This window comes from Rhizobium sp. Nf11,1 (genome assembly GCF_050587665.1).
Taxonomy (GTDB): domain Bacteria; phylum Pseudomonadota; class Alphaproteobacteria; order Rhizobiales; family Rhizobiaceae; genus Rhizobium.
In genome coordinates this window covers 87,872-109,702 of the sequence record NZ_JBOBHU010000003.1, presented here as the reverse complement: position 1 = coordinate 109,702, position 21,831 = coordinate 87,872, and the positions used below count along the sequence as shown (strand labels likewise).

The following is a 21,831-nucleotide window of genomic DNA, read 5'->3' as shown; positions in this document are numbered from 1 at the left end:
TGGCTCATGTTCCTCTATAAGGCTATCGTCTTTCTTCCCTTGATCGGCGCGATCGTCGCCGGCCTTTTCGGCCGCGCCATCGGCGCCAAGGCTTCGGAATATGTCACCAGCGGCCTGATGATCATTGCCGGCATCCTGTCCTGGATCGTCTTCTTTAACGTCGGCATGGGCCATCTTGAAGGCGGACCGATCAAGGTCGAGGTGCTGCGCTGGATCCAGTCCGGCGGCATCGACGTCTCCTGGTCGCTGCGCGTGGATACGCTCACCTCCGTCATGCTGATCGTGGTCAACACGGTCTCGACGCTGGTGCATATCTATTCGATCGGCTACATGCATACCGATCCGCATCGCCCGCGCTTCTTTGCCTATCTGTCGCTCTTCACCTTCGCCATGCTGATGCTGGTGACAGCCGACAATCTTGCCCAGATGTTCTTCGGCTGGGAAGGCGTCGGTCTCGCCTCCTATCTACTGATCGGCTTCTGGTTCAAGAAGCCTTCGGCGACGGCCGCGGCGATGAAGGCTTTCATCGTCAACCGCGTCGGCGACTTCGGTTTCGTGCTCGGCATTGCCGGCGTCTTCGTGCTGTTCGGCTCGATCAACCTCGATACGATCTTCGCTAATGCATCGAATTTCGCCCCGCATGAAGGCGGCGGCGAGACGAGCGAAGTGATCCTCAACCTTTTCGGCATGCAGCTCGACAAGGCGCATGCGCTGACCGGCATCTGCCTGCTGCTATTCATGGGCGCGATGGGCAAGTCGGCGCAGTTCCTGCTGCACACCTGGCTGCCGGACGCGATGGAAGGCCCGACCCCGGTCTCGGCCCTCATCCATGCCGCCACCATGGTCACCGCCGGCGTCTTCCTCGTCGCCCGCATGTCGCCGCTCTTCGAATTGTCGCCCGACGCACTGACCGTCGTTACCGTCATCGGCGCGATCACCGCCTTCTTCGCGGCAACTGTCGGCCTGGTCCAGAACGACATCAAGCGCGTCATCGCCTATTCCACCTGCTCGCAGCTCGGCTACATGTTCGTGGCGCTCGGGGTAGGGGCCTATGGCGCGGCGATCTTCCATCTCTTTACGCACGCCTTCTTCAAGGCGCTGCTCTTCCTCTGCGCCGGCTCGGTCATCCACGCCGTCGATGGCGAGCAGGACATGCGCTACATGGGTGGCCTGCGGCCACACATCAAGGTAACGTTCTGGATGATGATCATCGGCACGCTGGCGATCACCGGCGTCGGCATTCCCTTCACGCCGATCGGCTTTGCCGGCTTCTTCTCCAAGGACGTGATCATCGAGGCGACCTATGCCTCGCATTCGCCGGTCGCGGGCTTTGCCTTCTCGTTGCTCGTCATTGCCGCTCTGTTCACCAGCTTCTACTCCTGGCGTCTGATCTTCATGACCTTCTTCGGCAAGCCGCGCGCTTCGCACGAGGTCATGCACCACGTCCACGAATCGCCGCAGGTCATGCTGGTGCCGCTTTATCTCCTGGCGATCGGCGCGGTGCTGGCGGGCGTGATCTTCGAAGGCCGGTTTTACGGCGAGGAATATGCCGAGTTCTGGAAGGGCGCGCTGTTTACCGGCGCCGAGAACGAACTGGTCGAGGAGTTCCACCATGTGCCGGCGCTCGTGGGCCTGAGCCCGTTCATCGCCATGCTGATCGGCTTCGTCATAGCCTGGTACATGTATATCCGCTCGCCGCAGACGCCGCGCGTCCTCGCCAAGCAGCACCGGGTGCTCTACCACTTCCTGCTCAACAAGTGGTATTTCGACGAACTCTACGACTTCCTCTTCGTCCGCACGGCAAGGGCGCTTGGCCGCTTCCTGTGGAAGAAGGGTGACGTCGGCGTCATCGATACCTATGGCCCGAACGGCGTGGCAGCCCGCGTTGTCGCCGTCACCGACCGCGTCGTCCGCCTGCAGACCGGTTACCTCTATCACTATGCATTCGCCATGCTGCTCGGCATTGCGGCGCTCGTTACCTGGATGATGCTCGGGAGTTCCTTCTGATGACCGATTGGCCTATTCTTTCAACGGTCACCTTCCTGCCGCTCGTCGGTGTGGTGCTCCTGCTCTTGATGAATGGCGACAGCGAAAGCGGCCGGAAGAACGTGCTGTGGATCTCGCTGATCACCACCGTCTTCACTTTCGTCGTCTCGCTCTTCATCTGGATCGGCTTCGACAATGCCAATCCCGGCTTCCAGATGCTCGAAAAGCATGATTGGCTCGGCACCGGCATCGGCTATCACGTCGGCGTCGACGGCATTTCCATGCTGTTCGTCATTCTGTCGACCTTCCTCATGCCCTTCTGCGTGCTCGCGAGCTGGCTCTCGATCGAGAAGCGCCTGAAGGAATACATGATCGCCTTCCTCATCCTCGAAACGATGATGGTCGGCGTCTTCGTCTCGCTCGATATCGTGCTCTTCTACGTCTTCTTCGAAGCGGGCCTCATCCCGATGTTCCTGATCATCGGCGTCTGGGGCGGCAAGGACCGTGTCTATGCGAGCTACAAGTTCTTCCTCTATACGCTGCTCGGCTCGGTGCTGATGCTGCTCGCCATCATGGCGATGTACTGGCAGGCCGGCACGACCGACATCACCGCGCTGCTCGCCTACAAGTTCCCGCCGGCGCTGCAGACATGGCTCTGGCTTGCCTTCTTCGCCTCGTTCGCGGTGAAGATGCCGATGTGGCCGGTCCATACGTGGCTTCCGGACGCCCACGTTCAGGCGCCGACGGCAGGTTCGGTGATCCTGGCCGGTGTGCTCTTGAAGCTCGGCGGCTACGGTCTCATCCGCTTCTCGCTCGGCATGTTCCCGGTCGCCTCCGACTATTTCGCGCCGCTCGTCTTCGCCATGTCGGTCATCGCCATCATCTACACCTCGCTGGTGGCAATGATGCAGGATGATATCAAGAAGCTGATCGCCTATTCCTCGGTGGCGCATATGGGCTACGTGACCATGGGCATCTTCGCCGCTAACATGCAGGGTGTTCAGGGGTCGATCTTCCAGATGCTCTCGCACGGCATCGTCTCCGGCGCGCTCTTCCTCTGCGTCGGCGTCGTCTACGACCGTACCCACACCCGCGAGATCAACGCCTATGGCGGCCTCGTCAACAACATGCCGAAATATGCCGTGGCGATGATGGTCTTCACCATGGCCAATGTCGGGCTTCCCGGCACGTCTGGCTTCATCGGCGAATTCCTGACGCTGATCGGCGTCTTCCGGGTCAACACCTGGGTCGCGCTCTTTGCCGCCACTGGCGTCATTCTCTCGGCCGCTTATGCGCTCTGGCTCTATCGCCGGGTAATCTTCGGCGCCCTCGAGAAGGAAAAGCTGAAGGCGCTGCTCGATCTTTCGAGACGCGAACAGCTTATTCTCTATCCGCTGGTCGCGCTGACCATTTTCTTCGGCGTTTATCCGGCTCCGGTCTTCGATGCGACGGCCGCCTCGGTGGATCTGCTGGTCAACAACTACACGGCCGCCGTGCACGCAGCGCAGAATGTTGCGCTGTCTATGAAATGATGACGGGACTTATCGGACATGACCGCTGAAACAATTCTCCTCAGTCTGCATCTTTCCGCGCCGGAGCTCATCCTCGCGGTCGGCGCCCTGGTCCTGTTGATGGTCGGCGTCTTCTCAGGCGAGCGGTCGGGCCTTGCCGTCACCGGCCTTGCCATCGTCCTGCTGCTCGCATCCGGTCTGTGGCTGCTCTTTGTGCCGGCGGAAGGCCTCGCCTTCGGCGGCGTCTATATGGCTGACGGCTTCTCGCGCTTCATGAAGCTGGTGGCGCTCATCGGTTCGCTGGTCGCCCTGTTCATGACCATGGGGCATGCCCGCGAAAATCAGCTCGACAAGTTCGAGTTCCCGGTTCTGCTGGTGCTTGCGACCCTCGGCATCCTGCTGATGATCTCGGCCAACGACCTGATCTCGCTCTATCTCGCGCTGGAACTGCAGTCGCTGGCGCTTTACGTCGTCGCCGCGATCAACCGCGACAGCCTGAAGTCGACCGAAGCCGGCCTCAAATATTTCGTCCTCGGCGCGCTGTCCTCCGGCATGCTGCTCTACGGCATGTCGCTGGTCTACGGCTTCACCGGCCATACCCATTTCGCCGAGATCGCCCAGGCGCTTTCGGTTGAAGGCGCGCGTTCGCTCGGCCTCATCTTCGGCCTGGTCTTCATCCTCGCCGGCATCGCCTTTAAGATCTCGGCCGTTCCCTTCCACATGTGGACGCCGGACGTTTATGAAGGCGCGCCGACGCCGGTTACCGCCTTCCTCGCCGCAGCCCCCAAGGTTGCCGCTATGGCGATGATGACACGCATGGTCATCACCGCCTTTCAGCCGGTCCTGGCTGACTGGCAGCAGGTCGTCGTCTTCATCTCGATCGCCTCGATGCTGCTCGGCTCCTTTGCCGCGATCGGCCAAAAGAACATCAAGCGGCTGATGGCCTATTCCTCGATCGGCCACATGGGCTATGCGCTGGTCGGCCTTGCCGCCGGCAACCAGACCGGCGTTTCCGGCGTCATGCTTTACATGGTCATTTACATGATCATGACGCTCGGCACCTTCGCGATCATCATGTCGATGCGCCGCAAGGACGGCACCGTCGTCGAAAACGTCAACGATCTCGCCGGCCTTTCCACAACCAGCCCGTTCATGGCTGTGGTGCTGACGGCGCTGATGTTCTCGCTCGCCGGCATTCCGCCGCTCGCCGGCTTCTTCGCCAAATACTTCGTCTTCGTTGCTGCGATCGAAGCCAAGCTTTATGCGCTTGCCATCATCGGCGTTCTCGCCTCGGTCGTCGGCGCCTATTATTATCTGCGTGTCATCAAGCTGATGTGGTTCGATGAAGCGACCGGCGAATTCGCCCGTGTCTCCAGCGCCCTGCGTCTGGTCTTCGGTCTCTCCGGTCTCTTCGTCACCGCCTATGTGCTCATCGGCGGCCCGATCGGCGGCGCGGCAGAGCTTGCCGCTGCGACGCTCTTCTGATGGCCTCCGACGGACGACGCCGGATATCGCTCGGCGATATCAGGCATGAGGCTCTGTCGGAAACATCGTCCACCAACAGCGAATGCCTCGCCCGAGCCCGGGCGGGGGATCCCGGCAATCTCTGGGTGACGGCCGAGAGGCAGACCGGCGGCCGCGGCCGTCGCGGCAGGCTCTGGGTTTCCGAACGCGGCAATCTCTACGCGTCTCTTCTGCTGATCGACCCGGCGCCGATGGAGCGCCTCGGCTCGCTGCCGCTGGCGGTTGCCGTTGCCGTTCACCAGGCCATCCGCAGGGTACTGCCCCCCGGCGGCGAACCGCTTGAGGTCAAATGGCCGAACGATATTCTCATCGGCAGAAAGAAGACCTGCGGCATCCTGGTCGAAGGCGAGGGGCTGCCGGATGGCCGTTATGCGCTGATCGTTGGCATCGGCATCAATGTCTCGGTCATGCCGGACAATCCGCTCTATCCCGTCACCTGCCTGCGCCAGCATGCGAGCGCGGCTTCGCCGGAGGAACTTTTCGCTCATCTTTTCGCGGCGATGGCGGATGTGCTCGAAATATGGGATCAGGGCCGCGGCATTGCCGAGATCACCGCGCTCTGGCGCGCCATTGCCTGTGGCATCGGGGAAAAGATCACGGTCAATTTACCGGACCGGTCGATTTCCGGACAATTCGCCGGGATTGATGATAATGGCTTGTTGATGCTCGATACCGGCGCTGGCACGATCATGTCTATTGCCGCCGGTGATGTGTTTTTTAGATAGCGGAAAAAACGAAAATTATGGCGAAACAGGACGAATTGGTATTCCTGCCTCTGGGCGGCGTCGGCGAGATCGGGATGAATCTTGCCCTTTACGGCTACGGCCCGCCCGAGCATCGCCAGTGGATCATGGTCGACTGCGGCGTCACTTTTCCCGGACCTGACTTGCCGGGTGTCGACCTCGTGCTGCCCGATATCCGCTTCCTTGCCAGCGAGCGAAAGAATCTCAAGGCAATCATCATCACCCACGCCCATGAAGACCATTACGGGGCACTCGCCGATCTCTGGCCGGGCCTCAACGTTCCGGTTTTCGCTTCGGCCTTTACATCGGGACTGCTTGAAGCCAAACGCAACTTCGAGAAGGCGACGATCGGCGAAGTGCCGGTGACGCCGTTCAAGGCGGGCGATACTATCAATGTCGGTCCGTTCAGCATCGAAGGTGTGGCCGTCAACCATTCGATCCCCGAGCCGATGTCGCTGATGATCCGCACGCCGGCCGGCAACATCATCCATACGGGGGACTGGAAGATCGACCACGAGCCTTCGCTCGGGCCTCTGACCGATGAGACACGCTTCCGCCAGCTTGGCGACGAGGGCGTGCTGGCGCTGATGTGCGATTCCACCAACGCCCTGCGCGACGGTGTTTCACCCTCCGAGAAGGATGTGTCGGAAAGCCTGCGCAAGATCATCGAGGATGCCGAGGGCCGGGTGGCGATCACGACCTTCTCGTCCAATGTCGGGCGTATCCGCACCGTAGCCGAGGCTGCCGAGGCGGCCGGCCGCGAAGTGCTGCTGCTCGGCAGTTCGCTGAAGCGCGTCGTCGATGTCGCTAGTGACATCGGCCTGATGGAAGGGGTTAAACCTTTCATTTCCGAGGAGGAGTACGGCTATATCCCGCGCGACAAGGTCGTCGTCATCTTGACCGGTAGCCAGGGTGAGGCGCGGGCGGCCCTTGCCAAGCTCTCCCGTGACGAGATGCGCAATGTGGCCTTTGCGGCAGGTGATATCGTCGTCTTTTCTTCGCGTGCCATTCCCGGCAACGAGAAGGCGATCCAGGACATCAAGAACGGCCTTGTCGAGCAGGGCGTGCATATCATCACCGATACTGAGGCGCTCGTCCACGTCTCCGGCCATCCGCGCCGCAACGAGTTGCAGAGGATGTATGAGTGGACCCGGCCGAAAATCGTCGTGCCGGTACATGGCGAGGCGACACATCTGACGGCGCATAAGGAACTTGCCGAGCAATCCGGCATCGCGATTGTTCCGCGGGTACGCAACGGCGATATCCTGCGGCTGGCGCCGGGGCCGGTCGAGGTGATCGGCGAAGCGCCGCATGGCCGGATCTACAAGGACGGCCTGCTGATCGGCGATTTCGACGAAATGGGCATTGGCGAGCGCAAGAAACTCTCCTATGTCGGCCATGTCGCGGTCAACGTCGTGCTCGACGCCCGTTATGACATTCTCGGCGATCCCGATCTCGTCTCGATCGGTCTGCCGGTTTATGATGACGAAGGCGAGGAGATGGAGGATACGCTCTACGATGCGGCGATCAGCGCCATCGAAAGCATTCCGCGCGCCCGCCGCAAGGATATCGACATGCTGCAGGAGGCCGTGCGCCGTGCCATCCGCGCGGCCGCAAATCACGCCTGGGGCAAAAAACCCGTTGTTACCGCCTTCGTAACCAAGGTCTGACCATGCTCGGACGGGTGAACCACATCGCCATCGCCGTTCCCGACCTCGCAGCGGCGACGGCCGCTTATCGCGACACGCTGGGGGCCGCGGTATCTGAGCCGCAGCCTCTGCCGGAACACGGGGTCACCGTCGTCTTCGTCGAGTTGCCGAACACCAAGGTCGAATTGCTGCAGCCGCTCGGGCAGGACTCGCCAATCGCAACCTTCCTCGAAAAGAACCCGTCCGGCGGCATGCATCATATCTGTTACGAGGTGGACGATATCATCCTCGCCCGTGATCGACTGGTCGCCGCCGGCGCGCGGGTGCTTGGCGATATCAAGCCGAAGACCGGCGCGCATGGCAAGCCGGTGCTCTTTTTGCACCCCAAGGATTTCTTCGGCACGCTGATCGAACTCGAACAGGCCTAAATCAAATACAATCGGACCCGGTTTCGCTGCGGCAGAGTGACCCGAAGACGACGAAATGTTTCCTTCGCTTTGAGTTGGACGCTATTCCACCGTATAAGTGCGCCAGTTCCACGCGACACAGCGCTTGATGCGTACTGTCGGCAAGACACCACCGGGAAAGCTAATGCTCCAGACCTTCCTCCAGGGATTCGCCGTCTACTTTATCATCTGGTGGATGACGCTGTTCGCCGTTCTGCCGATCGGCCTGCGCACCCAGGCGGAAGACGACGATATCGTGCTCGGCACCGTGCCAAGCGCGCCCACCCGCTTTCGCGCCGCCTTCGTCTTTTCGCTGACGACGCTGATCTCGGCGCTGATCTATGGCATTTGGTATGTCTGCGACACCTATTTCGGATGGGGCTTCGACGCCCTTCCACAACTCGGGCCTAGCTTCTATTGAGATAGCTTTTGCTCAAAGTTTGAGCAGATGCAGAATTCAGGAAAAAAGCCGTTTTGCGTCATACTGGCGTCGTGCTGCTACGGCAAAGAGCTCGCCTAACGGAATGAGAGGCTTCCCTTACGGGAGCCGTCTGGAGTTTGAATGGGAGGAGAGGGCGAAAAGCCAAAAAAAAACAAGGCCAGAAGCCTTGTTTTAAGTATCGCGTGATCTGTAACCGTTGCCGGGGCTGCGACGAGCGCGCCTAAGATCTGATCCTCCCAAGACTTGACCGCGAGTACAGCAAGAATTTAGCTTCTTGCCTGTTTTGTGAGCTAAAGCTAGCTCAAAGATTGGGCTTTGTCATTAGCTTTTTTTGCATTTTTGCTACACCCTAGCAAAATTTTTCTGTTGACAAGATTTTCGTTCAAGTCCTTATAAACACGCGCTTTTTTACGCCCGTTCATTTTGCGGGTGCGAACATGCGTGTCCGGGAGGCGGCCGACAGCAGTTGCGGGTTTCCTTCCCGCCGCGAAGCGGCTATGAACGCTCCCACATTCACAAGTATCTTCGATTCCGCTCGCCAGTGGGATCTCAACTGCTCCGGAATCGCCATGCGTCTGTCTCGCTACTTCTTGCCCATCCTTAAGGAAAACCCCAAGGAGGCGGAAATCGTCTCCCATCGGTTGATGCTGCGCGCCGGCATGATCCGCCAGCAGTCTCAGGGCATCTATTCCTGGTTGCCGCTCGGCAAGCGTGTGCTCGACAAAGTCAACGCCATTATCCGCGAGGAGCAGAACCGCGCCGGCGCCATTGAGCTTTCGATGCCGACCCTGCAATCGGCCGAGCTCTGGCAGGAAAGCGGCCGTTATGATGCCTATGGCAAGGAGATGCTGCGCATCAAGGATCGCCAGGACCGGCCGATGCTCTACGGCCCCACCAACGAGGAGATGGTGACGGATATTTTCCGCTCCTCCGTCAAATCCTACAAGGACCTGCCGCTCAATCTCTATCACATCCAGCTGAAGTTCCGTGACGAGATCCGGCCTCGCTTCGGCACCATGCGCTCGCGCGAATTCATGATGAAAGACGCTTATTCCTTCGATCTGACGCGCGAAGGGGCGGAGCATTCCTATAATAAGATGTTCGCCGCCTATCTCAGAACATTCGATCGGCTTGGCCTTCGCGCCATCCCTATGCGCGCGGATACCGGCCCGATCGGCGGCAATCTCAGCCATGAATTCATCATCCTCGCCGATACCGGCGAATCCGAAGTCTTCTGCCATAAGGACTTCGTCGGTTTCGATATTCCCGGCGAAAACACTGATTTCGACAGCGTCGAAGGCCTGAAGGCGATCTTCGACAAGTGGACCTCGCTCTACGCGGCCACCTCGGAAATGCACGACGAGGCTGCCTTCAACGCCGTTCCCGAAGCCGAGCGCCTTTCCGCCCGCGGCATCGAGGTTGGCCATATCTTCTACTTCGGCACGAAATATTCCGAGCCGATGGGCGCGAAAGTCCAGGGGCCCGACGGCAAGGAACACTTCGTCCACATGGGTTCCTACGGTATCGGTCCGACACGCCTTGTTCCCGCCATCATCGAAGCATCGCATGATGACAACGGAATCATCTGGCCGGCATCGGTCGCACCCTTCGATGTCGTCGTCATCAACATGAAGGCGGGCGATGAGGCCTGCGACGATACTTGTGAGCTGATCTACGCCGCGCTGAAAAAGGCCGGCAAGGATGTGCTCTATGACGACACCGACGACCGGGCCGGCACGAAGTTCGCGACCGCCGACCTGATCGGCGTACCTGTCCAGATCATCGCCGGCCCGCGTGCGGTCGCGAACGGCGAGGTCGAAGTGAAGGACCGCAAGACCGGCGCCCGTGAAACGATGACCATCGAAGCGGCCATCAACAGGTTCGTGGCTTAAGGAAACGGAGGCGAAATGGCAGAGGCAGCAGTGGACCGGAGTTCAAAATCCGGCTTGGGTCCGGCTGGCAAGCCATTTTCCACCTTTGAGCGCCTCGTGGCGTGGCGCTATCTGCGCGCCCGCCGCAAGGAGGCCTTCATTTCGGTGATCGCCGGCTTCTCCTTCGTCGGCATCATGCTCGGCGTTGCGACGCTGATCATCGTCATGGCCGTCATGAACGGCTTTCGCACCGAACTCGTCTCGCGCATCCTCGGCATCAACGGTCATATGATCGTGCAGCCGGTCGATGGCCCCTTTACCGATTACCCCGACCTGACCGCCAAACTCGCGGCGGTGCCGGGCGTCAAGATGGCGCTGCCCCTGGTCGAAGGGCAGGTGCTTGCTTCCGCTCAGGCTGGCGGCAGCACCGGCGCTTTGGTGCGCGGCGCCCGCGCCGAAGACCTGACGAAACTCAAGACAATCTCCGACAACATCAAATCCGGCGACATGGTGGGCTATGCCTCTGGCGAGGGCGTGCTGATCGGCACCCGCATGGCCGATCAGCTGGGTCTGCGCGTCGGCGACCTCATTACCCTGACCTCGCCGGAAGGCGACATCACGCCGATGGGCGTCAATCCGCGCGTCAAATCCTATAAGATTTCCGGCCTGTTCGAGATCGGCATGTCCGAATACGATTCCTCGATCATCTTCATGCCGCTCGAGGAAGCGCAGCTCTACTTCAATGCCGCCGGGCTTGTGCAGTCGATCGAACTCTTCGTCGATCATCCCGATGATATCGACGCCCTGAGGCCGAAGGTGGAAGAGGCGGCCGGCCGCCAGATCAACCTTACCGACTGGCGTCAGCGCAACCAGACCTTCTTCTCCGCACTCCAGGTCGAGCGCAACGTCATGTTCATGATCCTGACGCTGATCGTGCTCGTGGCGGCGCTCAACATCATCTCCGGCCTCATCATGCTCGTGAAGGACAAGGGCAGCGATATCGCCATCCTGCGCACCATGGGCGCCAGCGCCGGCGCCATCATGCGCATCTTCTTCATGACCGGGGCGGCGATCGGCATCGTCGGTACCCTTGCCGGTGTGCTGCTCGGCGTTCTCGTCTGCGTCAATATCGAATCCATCCGCCAGTTCTTCTCCTGGATCTCCGGCACGGTGATCTTCAATCCGCAGGTCTATTTCCTCAGCCAGCTGCCGGCCGAGATGGATATCAGCGAAACGATCTCGGTGGTCGTCATGGCGCTCAGCCTCTCCTTCATCGCCACCATCTTCCCGGCATGGCGCGCCTCCAGGCTCGATCCGGTGCAGGCCCTGCGCTACGAATAAGGAATGCCGCATTCATGAACCGCAACGTCGTCCTCAAGCTTACCGGCGTCGAGCGCCATTACGGGCAGGGCGATACGCTGCTCACGATCCTGAAGGGTGCGGATTTCTCGCTGTCTAAAGGGGAAATCGTCGCCCTTGTCGCCCCCTCCGGCACAGGCAAGTCGACCCTGCTGCATGTCGCAGGCCTGCTCGAGCATCCCGACGGCGGCGAGGTTACCATTAACGGCCTTGCCTGCGATGGCCTTTCCGATGAGAAGCGCACGGCGATCCGCCGACGCGAGATCGGCTTCGTCTATCAGTTCCATCACCTCCTGCCGGAATTTTCCGCGCTTGAGAACATCATGATGCCGCAGCTGATCGCCGGCCTGTCCTGGAAGGAGGCCCGGGAGCGAGCCGGCCAGCTTCTCGATTATATGCGCATCGGCCATCGCGGTTCGCATCGCCCGGCTGAACTTTCCGGCGGCGAACAGCAGCGCGTCGCGATCGCCCGCGCCGTCGCTAATGCGCCGACGCTGCTTCTTGCCGACGAGCCGACCGGCAATCTGGATCCGGAAACGGCAAGCTACGTCTTCGATGCGCTAGAGGCGCTGGTGCGCCAATCCGGCCTTGCCGCCCTTATCGCCACCCACAACCATGAACTTGCCGGCCGCATGGATCGGCGCGTCACGATTTCGGACGGCAAGATCGTCGACTTTTGAGACGGCTATCCATGGCTGTTTGGTTGACCACCTGCCCCTCACCCTAACCCTCTCCCCGTAAACGGGGCGAGGGGACTTGCCCAGCGAGAGGTAGGTGGGGAACGGAGGGGTCGCGGCCATCTCTCCCTTCGCCCCGCAAGCGGGGAAAGGGTGCCGGCATGCGGATGAGGGGCTGATCTCGCCGACCTCCTGGTCGGACATCAGGGAATAACCAGCCCACCGCGATACTCGAGCACATAGGCCTTCCGCTCCTCGACCATGATGCATTCCTGGCCGCTGAATCCCTCGCAGCCGCCTTCGCTGCGGTCGACATAGCGGCCGAACGGATGATCGAATTCCATTCCGCCAAGAAAGCGGCCCTCCCGATACATTGCCGACAGCGCCGCCTTGATCACCGTTCCGGCGGCACTGCCGTCGATCAGATCGGACGCGACGACGCGGCCGAAATAATTCATCACCCAGACGGGTTCGCCGGCCAACCACACCACTTCCTGGCCGGCGAAATCGGTGCCGCCGAAGTAGCTGTCGAGATAGGACCAGTCGCCGCGCTCGTAGCCGATATCGTGAGCGCCCGGCCGGCAGGGCGGGCGAGGCACACCACCGCCGACATAGGTCGCGGCCTTCGCCTCTACGATGAAGTCGTTCAGCATCACGGTGTCGAGCATTATCATCTTCCTCCTGCCTCATCTGATACGGATATAGCAGAACGGTGAGAACATAAGAAGAACAAAAGAGTGCATCGCTCGATCGCCTTGGGGCAGGTTCATCAGACATCGAATGCGCTGTACGGATCCGTTCGGCAGGCGATATCGAGCCGGTCGCGGAGCATGTTCAAAGCCAGCGCCGAAAGCGAGGTTCGATTCGCAGTCCCGAGCCGGCATTTTCAAACGCAAGCGCAAAGGAAAAGATTCCTGTTGACATAGGAACATAGATGGAACAGATTGAAAACATAACGAGTAAAGGAGAGCCAGATGACTGACATGATCCGTGATATCGCAGCATTCACCTCCATCGCAATGTTCGTTGCCAGCTTCTCGCTGATCGTCATCGCGATCTAAAGTTTTCAGGGGATCGCATGGCAGTCATGCGGTTCGCAAGCGGGTCTTCTTCTGGACATCATTGCCCTCAATGCCGACAATGCATCCGATTCATTTCGGCTGATTGGGAAGGCATATCATGGCGGAGACGGAAAAGGGTTCAATGGGTGAGGCGACCGGCGGCACGCCGGGCTTCATCCACCTGAGGGTCCACTCCGCCTATTCGCTTCTTGAGGGTGCGCTGCCTCTGAAGAAGATCCTCTACAAGGCGACCAGCGACAGTCAGCCTGCGATCGCCATTACCGACACCAACAATCTGTTCGTCGCCCTTGAATTCTCCCAGAAGGCAATGGACGAGGGCCTGCAGCCGATCATCGGCTGTCAGGTCTCCATCGACATGGAAGACGGATTGGAAAGTGAGAAGCGCGGCGGTCAGCAGGCCCTGATCAAGCTGCCATCGATCGTTCTACTTGCCGCGACGGAGGCCGGTTATGAAAGGCTGGTCGATCTCGTCAGCCGCGCCTATCTCGGCGGCGATAGCAACCAGGCCATACATGTCAGAGCCTCCTGGCTGGAAGAGGCAGGCACGGAAGGTCTGATCGCCTTGACCGGCGCCCTGACCGGACCGGTCGACGCGGCTGTCAGGGAAGGTCATCCCGGCCAGGCGGAAGCCCGGCTGCTCACGCTGAAGCGTCTCTTCGGCGACAGACTCTATGTCGAACTGCAGCGGCACGGCACCTACGACAAGCGGCACGAGCAGAAGATCGTCAGGCTTGCCTACACGCATGACCTGCCGCTCGTCGCCACGAACGAGGCCTTCTTTCCGACCCGCGACGATTACGACGCACATGATGCGCTGATGGCGGTTGCGCATAACGCCATCGTCTCGGACGACAGCCGCTTTCGCCTGACGCCGGATCACTATCTGAAGAGCCGGGCCGAAATGGCCAAGCTCTTTGCCGACCTGCCGGAAGCGCTTGAGAACACGATCGAGATCGCCAGGCGCTGCTCCTTCGTGTTGAAGACAAGAAAGCCGATCCTGCCGCGCTTCACTGGCGCCACCGACGATGCCGAGGAGGCCGAACGCGCCGAGGCGGGCGAATTGCGCCGCCAGGCGGTGGAAGGGCTGGACATGCGGCTTGCCACGCTCGGCATGTCGCGGGGTTACGAGGAAAAGGATTATCGTGAGCGGTTGGAGTTCGAGCTCAGCGTTATCGAGCGCATGCGCTTCCCGGGTTACTTCCTGATCGTTTCCGACTTCATCAAGTGGGCCAAGCAGCATGATATTCCCGTCGGTCCTGGTCGCGGTTCGGGCGCCGGTTCGCTGGTCGCCTATGCATTGACCATCACCGACGTCGACCCGCTGCGCTTCTCGCTGCTCTTCGAGCGCTTCCTCAATCCGGAACGCGTCTCAATGCCTGACTTCGACATCGACTTCTGCCAGGACCGTCGCGAAGAGGTGATCCGTTACGTTCAGGCGAAATATGGGCGCGAGCAGGTGGCGCAGATCATCACCTTCGGTTCGCTGCAGGCGCGCGCCGCACTTCGCGACGTCGGCCGCGTGCTGGAAATGCCCTACGGTCAGGTAGACAAGATCTGCAAACTCGTGCCGAACAATCCGGCCAATCCGACGCCGCTCTCTAAAGCGATCGAAGAGGAGCCGAAGCTGCAGGAGGAGGCGGCGAAGGAACCGGTGGTGGCGCGCCTGCTCGACATTGCCCAGAAGATCGAAGGGCTTTATCGCCACGCCTCGACGCATGCTGCCGGTATTGTCATCGGCGATCGGCCGTTATCCAAGCTGGTGCCGATGTATCGCGATCCGCGCTCCGACATGCCGGTCACCCAGTTCAACATGAAGTGGGTGGAGCAGGCCGGCCTCGTCAAGTTTGACTTTCTCGGCCTGAAGACTCTGACGGTGCTGAAGGTCGCCGTCGATTTCGTCGCCAAGCGCGGCATCAAAGTCGATCTTGCGGCCATTCCTCTCGACGACAAACCGACCTACGAGATGCTGTCGCGCGGCGAGACGGTCGGCGTGTTCCAGGTGGAAAGTGCCGGCATGCGCAAGGCGCTGATCGGCATGAAACCGGATTGCATCGAGGACATCATCGCGCTGGTGGCGCTCTACCGCCCGGGCCCGATGGAGAACATCCCGACCTACAATGCTCGCAAGCATGGCGACGAAGAGCTGGAATCGATCCATCCGATGATCGACCACCTGCTCAAGGAAACGCAGGGCGTTATCGTCTATCAGGAACAGGTGATGCAGATCGCCCAGGTCCTGTCGGGCTATTCGCTTGGCGAAGCCGACCTTCTGCGCCGCGCCATGGGTAAGAAGATCAAGGCGGAGATGGACCAGCAGCGCGAACGCTTCGTCGTCGGCGCGGTCAAGAACGGCGTCTCGAAGCCGCAGGCCGACAACATCTTCGAACTCTTGGCGAAGTTTGCGAACTACGGCTTCAACAAGTCGCACGCCGCCGCCTACGCCATCGTCTCCTACCAGACGGCCTATATGAAGGCGCATTATCCGGTCGAGTTCCTCGCCGCCTCGATGACGCTCGACATGTCCAATACGGAAAAGGTCAATGATTTCCGGCAGGACGCCAAGCGCTTGGGCATTGAGGTGATTGCGCCCTCGGTGCAGACATCCTTCCGACATTTCGAGACCGGCGATAACCGCATCTATTATGCGCTCGCCGCTTTGAAGGGCGTCGGCGAATCCGCCGTCGACCACATCGTCGAGGTGCGTGGCGATAAACCTTTTGCCAGCATCGAGGATTTCTGTCTGCGCATCGATCCGCGCCAGGTGAATCGCCGCGTGCTCGAAAGCCTGATCTATGCCGGCGCCTTCGATTGTTTCGGCACCGACCGCGCCCAGCTTTCCGCCGGCCTCGACCGCATCCTCGGTTATGCCCAGCGCGCCCAGGAAAATAAGCTGAGCGGCCAAGCGGACATTTTCGGCAGCGCACTAAACTCGGGCCCGGAGAAGATCTCCTTGCCGCCCTATTCACCCTGGCTGGCATCGGAGCGGCTGCTCAAGGAGTTCCAGGTGCTGGGCTTCTATCTGACGGCCCACCCGCTCGATTCCTACAACAACATCCTGCAGAAGATGCGTGTGCAGACTTTCGCCGAGTTTTCAGCGGCCATCAAACAGGGCGCCGCCAATGCACGCCTTGCCGGAACCGTCATCTCCAAGCAGGAGCGCAAGACCCGCACCGGCAACAAGATGGGCATCATCGTCTTTTCCGATTCTTCAGGCCAGTTCGAGGCGGTGCTGTTTTCGGAGATGCTGAACCAATATCGCGACGTGCTCGAGTCCGGAAAATCCTTCCTGCTGACAGCGACCGGTGAGGAGCGGCCGGAGGGTATCGGTCTTCGCATCCAGACGATCCAGTCGCTTGAGGAAAAGTCGCTGCAGATGCAGAAGGCGCTGCGCGTTTATGTCCGCGATTCCGGGCCGCTGAAGATGGTTGCCGGCCATCTGAATGCTAAGGGTGACGGTCTGGTTTCCTTCATTGTCATCAAGGAGGAGGGCAAACGCGAGGTGGAAGTGGCGCTGCCGGAGAAATACCGCATCACCCCCGAGATTGCTGCCGCACTTCGCGCCGCCCCCGGCGTCGTTGACGTCGAGCTTGTCTGATCGACACAGTTGATGATCGACCCCGTTGATCTCGTCACCCACGGGTGATCGTGATGAAATCCGTGCCTTCGCCGGTTTCCCGGCCAAGGCCGGTGTCGGAGATCGTCAGCGTCGAGCCGGGCGCGATCAGTGCGTCGATCCTGCGGCGGGCCTCGTCGGGGATCGTGATGCGGCTCAGCGAAAGGGCAATCGGCTTGCCCATGACAATGGAGCTTTCCTGGCTGGTGATGCCGAGTCGTTTCATCGTCTCGCGGGAGAGGTTGTTGCTAAGTGTGACGCCGAACCAGTCCGCCGTTCCGGCCTGTTCATCGACCGCATGCAGCGTGAAAAAATGCGTGCCGAGCGCCAATCCCGGATCGGCGATCGTTACCGGCGCTTCGAAAATCGGCTTGAAGGCCTGCCGCACCATGATGACGGCGTTTGGAGGCTCGCCCTTGCCGGCTGCGGAATAGACCGATGTGAGAAGTCTGTCGGAGACCAGGCTCCTGTCGCCGGCAAATTCCGTCGGCCGCAGCATCTTGAAGGCGTTGATCGCCTGCACGGTCGACGGACCGAGCAGCCCGTCCGGACTGCCGGCGGAAAAGCCGAGCTGATTGAGTATCGTTTGAATGTCGATCACCGTTTCGCGCAGCGTTCGCCGCGTGACGAGCATGCTGATCGGCTCGGACGGCGGCCGGACCTCCGGCGCGGTAACCGGCGATGCCGCCGGCATCGGCATTGCGGCGGTGTCGTTCATCGCCACCTGCACCGGTGTCCCGGGACTGACGGGGATGGAGGGCCGCAGCTCGACATCCGAAAGGAGCGGCATCGCTGCCGGGGCATCGGGGCGGAAAAGGTTCGGATGGTCGATCGGCTGCGGCACCAATTCGTCGTCGCTGATGATGACGGGAATGCCGGGCTCGGTCATTCGGTAGAGCATTTTTGCGAAGGCGCCGGGCATGCGTACGCAGCCGTGCGAGGCGGGATAACGCGGCACGGAATTGGATTCGTGCAGCGCGATGCCGGACCATGTCAGCCGTTGCATGAACGGCATCGGGGCGGCCGAATAGAGGTTGGATTCGTGGTATTTCTGCTTTTCGAGCACCGAGAAAATGCCGCTCGGAGTCGTATGGCCGTCCTTGCCGGTCGAGACCTTCGAGGTCGCGACGACGTCGGTGCCGTCATAAACCACAAGCGACTGCTTGTTCTTCGAGACGAAGATCTGCAGCGTTCGTGCATCCGCGGCAAGAGCAGGGTGCACGAGTGCGGTGGCCGACAGCAAGCCGAGGCCGAAGACGAGACGCGAGAACATGATACCCAACCATACGCAATACTGGCCCGGCACATTATGAGACGAAGTTTAAGGAAGATTTTAAACCCCGGACTCATCGGCTAGCCCGGAACGGTGCAGCGGATCCGCGCTGACGACACGCATACATAAAAGGCAAAGCATGCCGGATGAATCAAAGTTTGATCTGTTTGGTCTAAGGTATTGCTTTTATTTTGCATCTCTAACAAGCGCGCACCGCGAGATGTTCTAGTGATCGCGCTTGCCGCTGCCGAAGGTGTAGCCGGTTTCGACCGTATTCTTGCCGAACTTGTCGCGCAGCTTGTCCATCGCCGCTTCGGCCGCCGCCCGCCGGCCTGACTGCCGGTCGATCAGATCGGGCGGATCGGCGCGGGTGGCATCGCCGAGATCGGTGACGCCGATGCCGATCAGGCGGAATTTCGTACCGTCCGTTTCCTTTTCGAGAAGTTCGAGCCCGATGCGGAAGATCCTGTCGGCAAGCTGGGTCGGGTCCTCGAGCTTGCGGTTGCGGGTGCGCGTCTTGAAGTCGGCGCTCTTCATCTTCAGCACCACGGTCCGGCCGGCAATATCGTTTTTCTTCAGCCTCCAGGAAACCTTTTCGGAAAGGTTGCGCAGGATCGGCACCAGATCGTCGTGGCGCGAGATGTCGTCGAAGAAGGTCGTTTCGGCCGAAACGCTCTTGGCGGCGTCGTTGAGATGCACCTCGCGGTCGTCGATGCCGCGCGAGAGCCGTGCAAGGCGCTGGCCGATGCTGCCGTAGCGGCGCATCAAGTCGTTCTCCTCCATCTGCTGCAACTGGCCGATGGTGCGGATGCCATCGGCCTCCAGCGTCGCTGCAAAGGCCTTGCCGACACCCCAGATCGTGGTGACGGGACGCGGCGCCAGGAATTGGACCGCTTCCTCGCGTCCGATGACGGAAAAGCCGCGTGGCTTCTGCAGGTCGGAAGCAACCTTGGCGAGGAACTTGCAATAGGAAAGCCCGACGGAGACGGTGATGCCGATCTCCCTTTCGACGCGGCGGGCGAATTTGGCGAGCGTGCGGGCCGGCGGATCGTGATGCAGCCTCTCGGTGCCGCCAAGTTCCAGGAAAGCCTCGTCGATCGACAGCGGCTGCACCAGCGGTGTCAGATCCTGCATCAGTGCGCGCACCAGGCGCCCGACCCGGACATATTTTTCCATGTCCGGGCGTATGACGACGGCCTGGGGGCATGCCTCCAGCGCCTTGAACATCGGCATCGCCGAACGCACGCCGTGGATACGGGCGATATAGCAGGCAGTGGAGACGACACCGCGTTTGCCGCCGCCGATGATGACCGGCTTGTCGGCAAGTTCGGGATTGTCACGCTTCTCGACCGCCGCGTAGAAGGCGTCGCAATCGATATGCGCAAGCGTCAGTCCATAGAGCTCGCGATGGCGCACCAGACGCGGGCTGCCGCAGGATAGGCAACGACGCGCCTCACCCTTCTGCTCGGCAAGGCAGTCGCGACAGAAGCCGGGTGTCTTGTCAGGCGCGGGCGTCATGGTGAGAACAAAGGTTGAACGGCGCGACACTACGCCTTAAGCTTATGAGTCACAAGAGAGGACGGGAGCTTTGCCTTTGGATAAAGATCTTCGTGTCGAGCCGGTGACGGCAGACCGGTGGGGCGACTTCGAGACTCTGTTCGGCCCGCAGGGCGCTTTTTATAATTGCTGGTGTGTCGCGCTGCGCTTGCCGCATGCGGTGAGGACGACGATGATGGCCGACGAGCGCAAGGCGCATATGCGCGAACGGATCGGGGCCGGGCCGCCGCCGGGGATCATCTGTTATGGCGATGGCGGACCGGTCGCCTGGGTGCAGGTCGGGCCGCGCCACGACGTGCCGCAGTTCAATTCACCGCGCACCGTCTCGCGGCCGCTGGAGGAGGATGATGCGCGTGATTCCTCTATCTGGGCTGTCAGCTGCTTCTTCCTGCTGCCGAAACTGCGCGGCAGGGGATTAAGTCATCGCCTGCTCGCCGGCGCGATCGACCATGCCCGGCGCCAGGGCGCGCGGCTGCTCGAAGCCTGCCCGATCGATCATGCGAAGCAGTCGAAATCGGTGACGCTCTGCATCGGCTCGACGGCAATCTTCGAGGCAGCCGGTTTCGAGACGATTGCCAGACGCAAGGACGGCCGTCCGCTCATGCGGCTGGAACTGCGCGGTTGATTGTGCCGGAAAGGAAGTGGGCCTCGATCAGCTCGGCCGCATGCGCCCAATCGGTGGCGCGGGTGATGTCGTCGGCTGCCGCCGGAGCGAAACGATGGACGGGCGAATCCGGCATCAGGTGAATGAGCAGGCAATTGGGGACGTGATCCCTGACGGAATGCAGATTGCGCGCCATATCGTCGATAAAGACAACGGGAAGGGAGCGGCTGGCATGCAAGGCGTGGACGATCGGCCCCTTGGGCTCTTCGCTGGCAAGCAGCGGAAAGAGCAGGCCCATCTTGTCGAGCAGGCGACGGCGCTGCTCCTGGAACCGCGGCTGCATGGCCGTCAGAAACAGGACATCGGCCTCGCGCGAAAGCCGGTCGAGCGTTTCGACTACGCGGTCGAGCGGCGTCTGCCACAGCTCCTGCGCCTCGAAGAATTCCTCGATCAACCGGCTGACCTGCTGGTCCCCGATCTCCGTGCCGTCCACTTTCGAGACGATGTTGCCGTGAAGCTTGAACGAGCGCGGCAGAAACGCGTGACCCTGGCTCTGAAGAAAAAGCTGGAAGGGGTCGATGAACCGCAGGACGACATCGTCGACGTCGCAGACGATCAGCGGCCGCTCGCCGAGCCGGATGTGCGAAACATCGAACTCTGTCACGCTCAGTATTCTCCCGAATCGAGCCCCGGCGAGGAGAAATGCCGCCAGGCGGCCGTCACCGTCTCCGGGCTGAGGCCACTCGCCGTGCAGAAGGCCATCGCCGTCGGTTCGTGGTTCATCAGGAAGTCCATCATGCCTGAGAGGAAGCCCGGATCGTTGACTGCGTTGCGCACCTGCTCGGGCGCCACGCCGGTGAGTGCGAGGAAGCGGCCGAACATGTCGGGATCGGCGGCAAGCCAGCCGAGCACGGCGATCGCCGTCTCGTGCGGGTCGGCCGCCTGTTGTTTCGAAGTCTTGAAGTTGCTTTGCATTTCGAGGGGTAAGTTACCTTTTCTTCAACCAAATACCGCTAGCGTGCGCTATCGGTTTCACGGAGCTATTCATCCGCATGTGCATTTCTCATGGGACGAACGACTGCGCGAACGGACGTAGGGACAGCTTGTCATGCCCAAACAGGTAATGATTGTAGAAGATAACGAGCTCAACATGAAGCTCTTTCGCGACCTGATCGAGGCGTCCGGCTATACCACGATTCAGACGAGAAACGGCATGGAGGCGCTCGATCTGGCGCGCAAGCATCGCCCCGACCTCATCCTCATGGATATCCAGCTTCCCGAGGTCTCCGGCCTCGAAGTCACCAAATGGCTGAAGGAAGACGACGAGCTGCATGTGATTCCCGTGATCGCCGTCACGGCTTTCGCGATGAAGGGCGACGAGGAGCGGATCCGCCAGGGTGGCTGCGAGGCCTATGTTTCCAAACCTATCTCGGTTCCGAAATTCATCGAGACGATCAAGACCTATCTGGGCGATGCCTGACGCATCGGAAAGAC

Annotated in this window: 18 protein-coding genes; 13 read left to right on the top strand and 5 right to left on the bottom strand. The window is 60.7% G+C overall.

Annotated elements, in window-relative coordinates; translation table 11 throughout:
* The first annotated feature begins 6 nt into the window (after positions 1-6).
* The 10 genes from nuoL (at position 7) to ACQ7C1_RS05995 (ending at position 12,211) form a co-directional block, all read left to right on the top strand.
* Positions 7-2,007 (top strand): NADH-quinone oxidoreductase subunit L, encoded by a 2,001-nt coding sequence (nuoL, locus tag ACQ7C1_RS06040; RefSeq protein ID WP_430957648.1) that lies wholly within the window; start codon positions 7-9, stop codon positions 2,005-2,007.
* Positions 2,007-3,518, top strand: a complete 1,512-nt coding sequence (locus tag ACQ7C1_RS06035) for an NADH-quinone oxidoreductase subunit M (protein ID WP_097598366.1) — start codon at positions 2,007-2,009, stop codon at positions 3,516-3,518. The genes nuoL and ACQ7C1_RS06035 overlap by 1 nt, the downstream gene beginning before the upstream one ends.
* Before the next feature lie 18 nt (positions 3,519-3,536).
* Positions 3,537-4,982, top strand: coding sequence for an NADH-quinone oxidoreductase subunit NuoN (nuoN, locus tag ACQ7C1_RS06030; RefSeq protein ID WP_183699440.1), 1,446 nt, complete (start codon positions 3,537-3,539; stop codon positions 4,980-4,982).
* Positions 4,982-5,746: a biotin--[acetyl-CoA-carboxylase] ligase gene (locus ACQ7C1_RS06025; protein ID WP_430957647.1), complete on the top strand. Its 765-nt coding sequence runs from the start codon at positions 4,982-4,984 to the stop codon at positions 5,744-5,746. Before nuoN ends, ACQ7C1_RS06025 begins: the two co-directional genes overlap by 1 nt.
* A 17-nt stretch (positions 5,747-5,763) precedes the next feature.
* Complete coding sequence (locus ACQ7C1_RS06020; RefSeq protein ID WP_430957646.1) at positions 5,764-7,434, top strand: ribonuclease J; 1,671 nt, start codon at positions 5,764-5,766, stop codon at positions 7,432-7,434.
* A 2-nt stretch (positions 7,435-7,436) separates the two neighbouring features.
* The gene (gene mce, locus ACQ7C1_RS06015) at positions 7,437-7,841 is read left to right on the top strand and encodes a methylmalonyl-CoA epimerase (RefSeq protein ID WP_430957645.1); all 405 of its coding nucleotides are present in this window, start codon (positions 7,437-7,439) and stop codon (positions 7,839-7,841) included.
* Between the two features lie 163 nt (positions 7,842-8,004).
* Complete coding sequence (locus ACQ7C1_RS06010; RefSeq protein ID WP_020921013.1) at positions 8,005-8,280, top strand: DUF1467 family protein; 276 nt, start codon at positions 8,005-8,007, stop codon at positions 8,278-8,280.
* A gap of 590 nt (positions 8,281-8,870) precedes the next feature.
* On the top strand, positions 8,871-10,193 hold the full coding sequence (gene proS, locus ACQ7C1_RS06005; protein ID WP_097598361.1) for a proline--tRNA ligase: 1,323 nt from the start codon (positions 8,871-8,873) through the stop codon (positions 10,191-10,193).
* Positions 10,194-10,208: 15 nt separating this feature from the next.
* Positions 10,209-11,513, top strand: a complete 1,305-nt coding sequence (locus tag ACQ7C1_RS06000; RefSeq protein WP_430957644.1) for a lipoprotein-releasing ABC transporter permease subunit — start codon at positions 10,209-10,211, stop codon at positions 11,511-11,513.
* A gap of 14 nt (positions 11,514-11,527) precedes the next feature.
* Entirely contained in the window at positions 11,528-12,211 is a 684-nt protein-coding gene (locus ACQ7C1_RS05995; protein WP_097598359.1) for an ABC transporter ATP-binding protein, read from the top strand.
* Between the two features lie 200 nt (positions 12,212-12,411).
* Here the strand turns inward: ACQ7C1_RS05995 and ACQ7C1_RS05990 are convergent, their stop codons facing one another.
* Positions 12,412-12,876, bottom strand: coding sequence for a DUF5680 domain-containing protein (locus ACQ7C1_RS05990; protein ID WP_430957643.1), 465 nt, complete (start codon positions 12,874-12,876; stop codon positions 12,412-12,414).
* A gap of 511 nt (positions 12,877-13,387) precedes the next feature.
* On the opposite strand from ACQ7C1_RS05990, the gene dnaE reads away from it, so the two are divergent.
* Entirely contained in the window at positions 13,388-16,885 is a 3,498-nt protein-coding gene (gene dnaE, locus ACQ7C1_RS05985) for a DNA polymerase III subunit alpha (RefSeq protein ID WP_430957642.1), read from the top strand.
* A 34-nt stretch (positions 16,886-16,919) separates the two neighbouring features.
* On the opposite strand, the gene ACQ7C1_RS05980 is transcribed toward dnaE, so the two are convergent.
* Positions 16,920-18,176 carry a L,D-transpeptidase family protein gene (locus ACQ7C1_RS05980; RefSeq protein ID WP_430957641.1) on the bottom strand — a complete coding sequence of 419 codons (1,257 nt, stop codon included), beginning with the start codon at positions 18,174-18,176 and terminating at the stop codon, positions 16,920-16,922.
* A 225-nt stretch (positions 18,177-18,401) separates the two neighbouring features.
* The gene (locus ACQ7C1_RS05975; protein WP_430957640.1) at positions 18,402-19,694 is read right to left on the bottom strand and encodes a DNA polymerase IV; all 1,293 of its coding nucleotides are present in this window, start codon (positions 19,692-19,694) and stop codon (positions 18,402-18,404) included.
* Between the two features lie 76 nt (positions 19,695-19,770).
* Between ACQ7C1_RS05975 and ACQ7C1_RS05970 the strand changes: the two genes are divergently transcribed.
* Complete coding sequence (locus ACQ7C1_RS05970) at positions 19,771-20,358, top strand: GNAT family N-acetyltransferase (RefSeq protein WP_430957639.1); 588 nt, start codon at positions 19,771-19,773, stop codon at positions 20,356-20,358.
* Here the strand turns inward: ACQ7C1_RS05970 and ACQ7C1_RS05965 are convergent.
* A complete protein-coding gene (locus tag ACQ7C1_RS05965) occupies positions 20,333-21,007 on the bottom strand; it encodes a hypothetical protein (RefSeq protein WP_430957871.1) in 675 nt (224 codons plus the stop codon). The genes ACQ7C1_RS05970 and ACQ7C1_RS05965 overlap by 26 nt on opposite strands.
* On the bottom strand, positions 21,004-21,312 hold the full coding sequence (locus tag ACQ7C1_RS05960; RefSeq protein WP_064706948.1) for a DUF3572 domain-containing protein: 309 nt from the start codon (positions 21,310-21,312) through the stop codon (positions 21,004-21,006). Before ACQ7C1_RS05960 ends, ACQ7C1_RS05965 begins: the two co-directional genes overlap by 4 nt.
* 133 nt (positions 21,313-21,445) lie before the next feature.
* On the opposite strand from ACQ7C1_RS05960, the gene ACQ7C1_RS05955 reads away from it, so the two are divergent.
* Positions 21,446-21,817, top strand: a complete 372-nt coding sequence (locus tag ACQ7C1_RS05955) for a response regulator (RefSeq protein WP_003547430.1) — start codon at positions 21,446-21,448, stop codon at positions 21,815-21,817.
* Positions 21,818-21,831 lie beyond the last annotated feature (14 nt).

Coding starts and splice junctions, on each gene's coding strand:
- nuoL (WP_430957648.1), top strand. CDS start 7: ATGTTCCTCTATAAGGCTATCGTCTTTCTTCCCTTGATCGGCGCGATC.
- ACQ7C1_RS06035 (WP_097598366.1), top strand. CDS start 2,007: ATGACCGATTGGCCTATTCTTTCAACGGTCACCTTCCTGCCGCTCGTC.
- nuoN (WP_183699440.1), top strand. CDS start 3,537: ATGACCGCTGAAACAATTCTCCTCAGTCTGCATCTTTCCGCGCCGGAG.
- ACQ7C1_RS06025 (WP_430957647.1), top strand. CDS start 4,982: ATGGCCTCCGACGGACGACGCCGGATATCGCTCGGCGATATCAGGCAT.
- ACQ7C1_RS06020 (WP_430957646.1), top strand. CDS start 5,764: ATGGCGAAACAGGACGAATTGGTATTCCTGCCTCTGGGCGGCGTCGGC.
- mce (WP_430957645.1), top strand. CDS start 7,437: ATGCTCGGACGGGTGAACCACATCGCCATCGCCGTTCCCGACCTCGCA.
- ACQ7C1_RS06010 (WP_020921013.1), top strand. CDS start 8,005: ATGCTCCAGACCTTCCTCCAGGGATTCGCCGTCTACTTTATCATCTGG.
- proS (WP_097598361.1), top strand. CDS start 8,871: ATGCGTCTGTCTCGCTACTTCTTGCCCATCCTTAAGGAAAACCCCAAG.
- ACQ7C1_RS06000 (WP_430957644.1), top strand. CDS start 10,209: ATGGCAGAGGCAGCAGTGGACCGGAGTTCAAAATCCGGCTTGGGTCCG.
- ACQ7C1_RS05995 (WP_097598359.1), top strand. CDS start 11,528: ATGAACCGCAACGTCGTCCTCAAGCTTACCGGCGTCGAGCGCCATTAC.
- ACQ7C1_RS05990 (WP_430957643.1), bottom strand. CDS start 12,876: ATGCTCGACACCGTGATGCTGAACGACTTCATCGTAGAGGCGAAGGCC.
- dnaE (WP_430957642.1), top strand. CDS start 13,388: ATGGCGGAGACGGAAAAGGGTTCAATGGGTGAGGCGACCGGCGGCACG.
- ACQ7C1_RS05980 (WP_430957641.1), bottom strand. CDS start 18,176: ATGTTCTCGCGTCTCGTCTTCGGCCTCGGCTTGCTGTCGGCCACCGCA.
- ACQ7C1_RS05975 (WP_430957640.1), bottom strand. CDS start 19,694: ATGACGCCCGCGCCTGACAAGACACCCGGCTTCTGTCGCGACTGCCTT.
- ACQ7C1_RS05960 (WP_064706948.1), bottom strand. CDS start 21,312: ATGCAAAGCAACTTCAAGACTTCGAAACAACAGGCGGCCGACCCGCAC.
- ACQ7C1_RS05955 (WP_003547430.1), top strand. CDS start 21,446: ATGCCCAAACAGGTAATGATTGTAGAAGATAACGAGCTCAACATGAAG.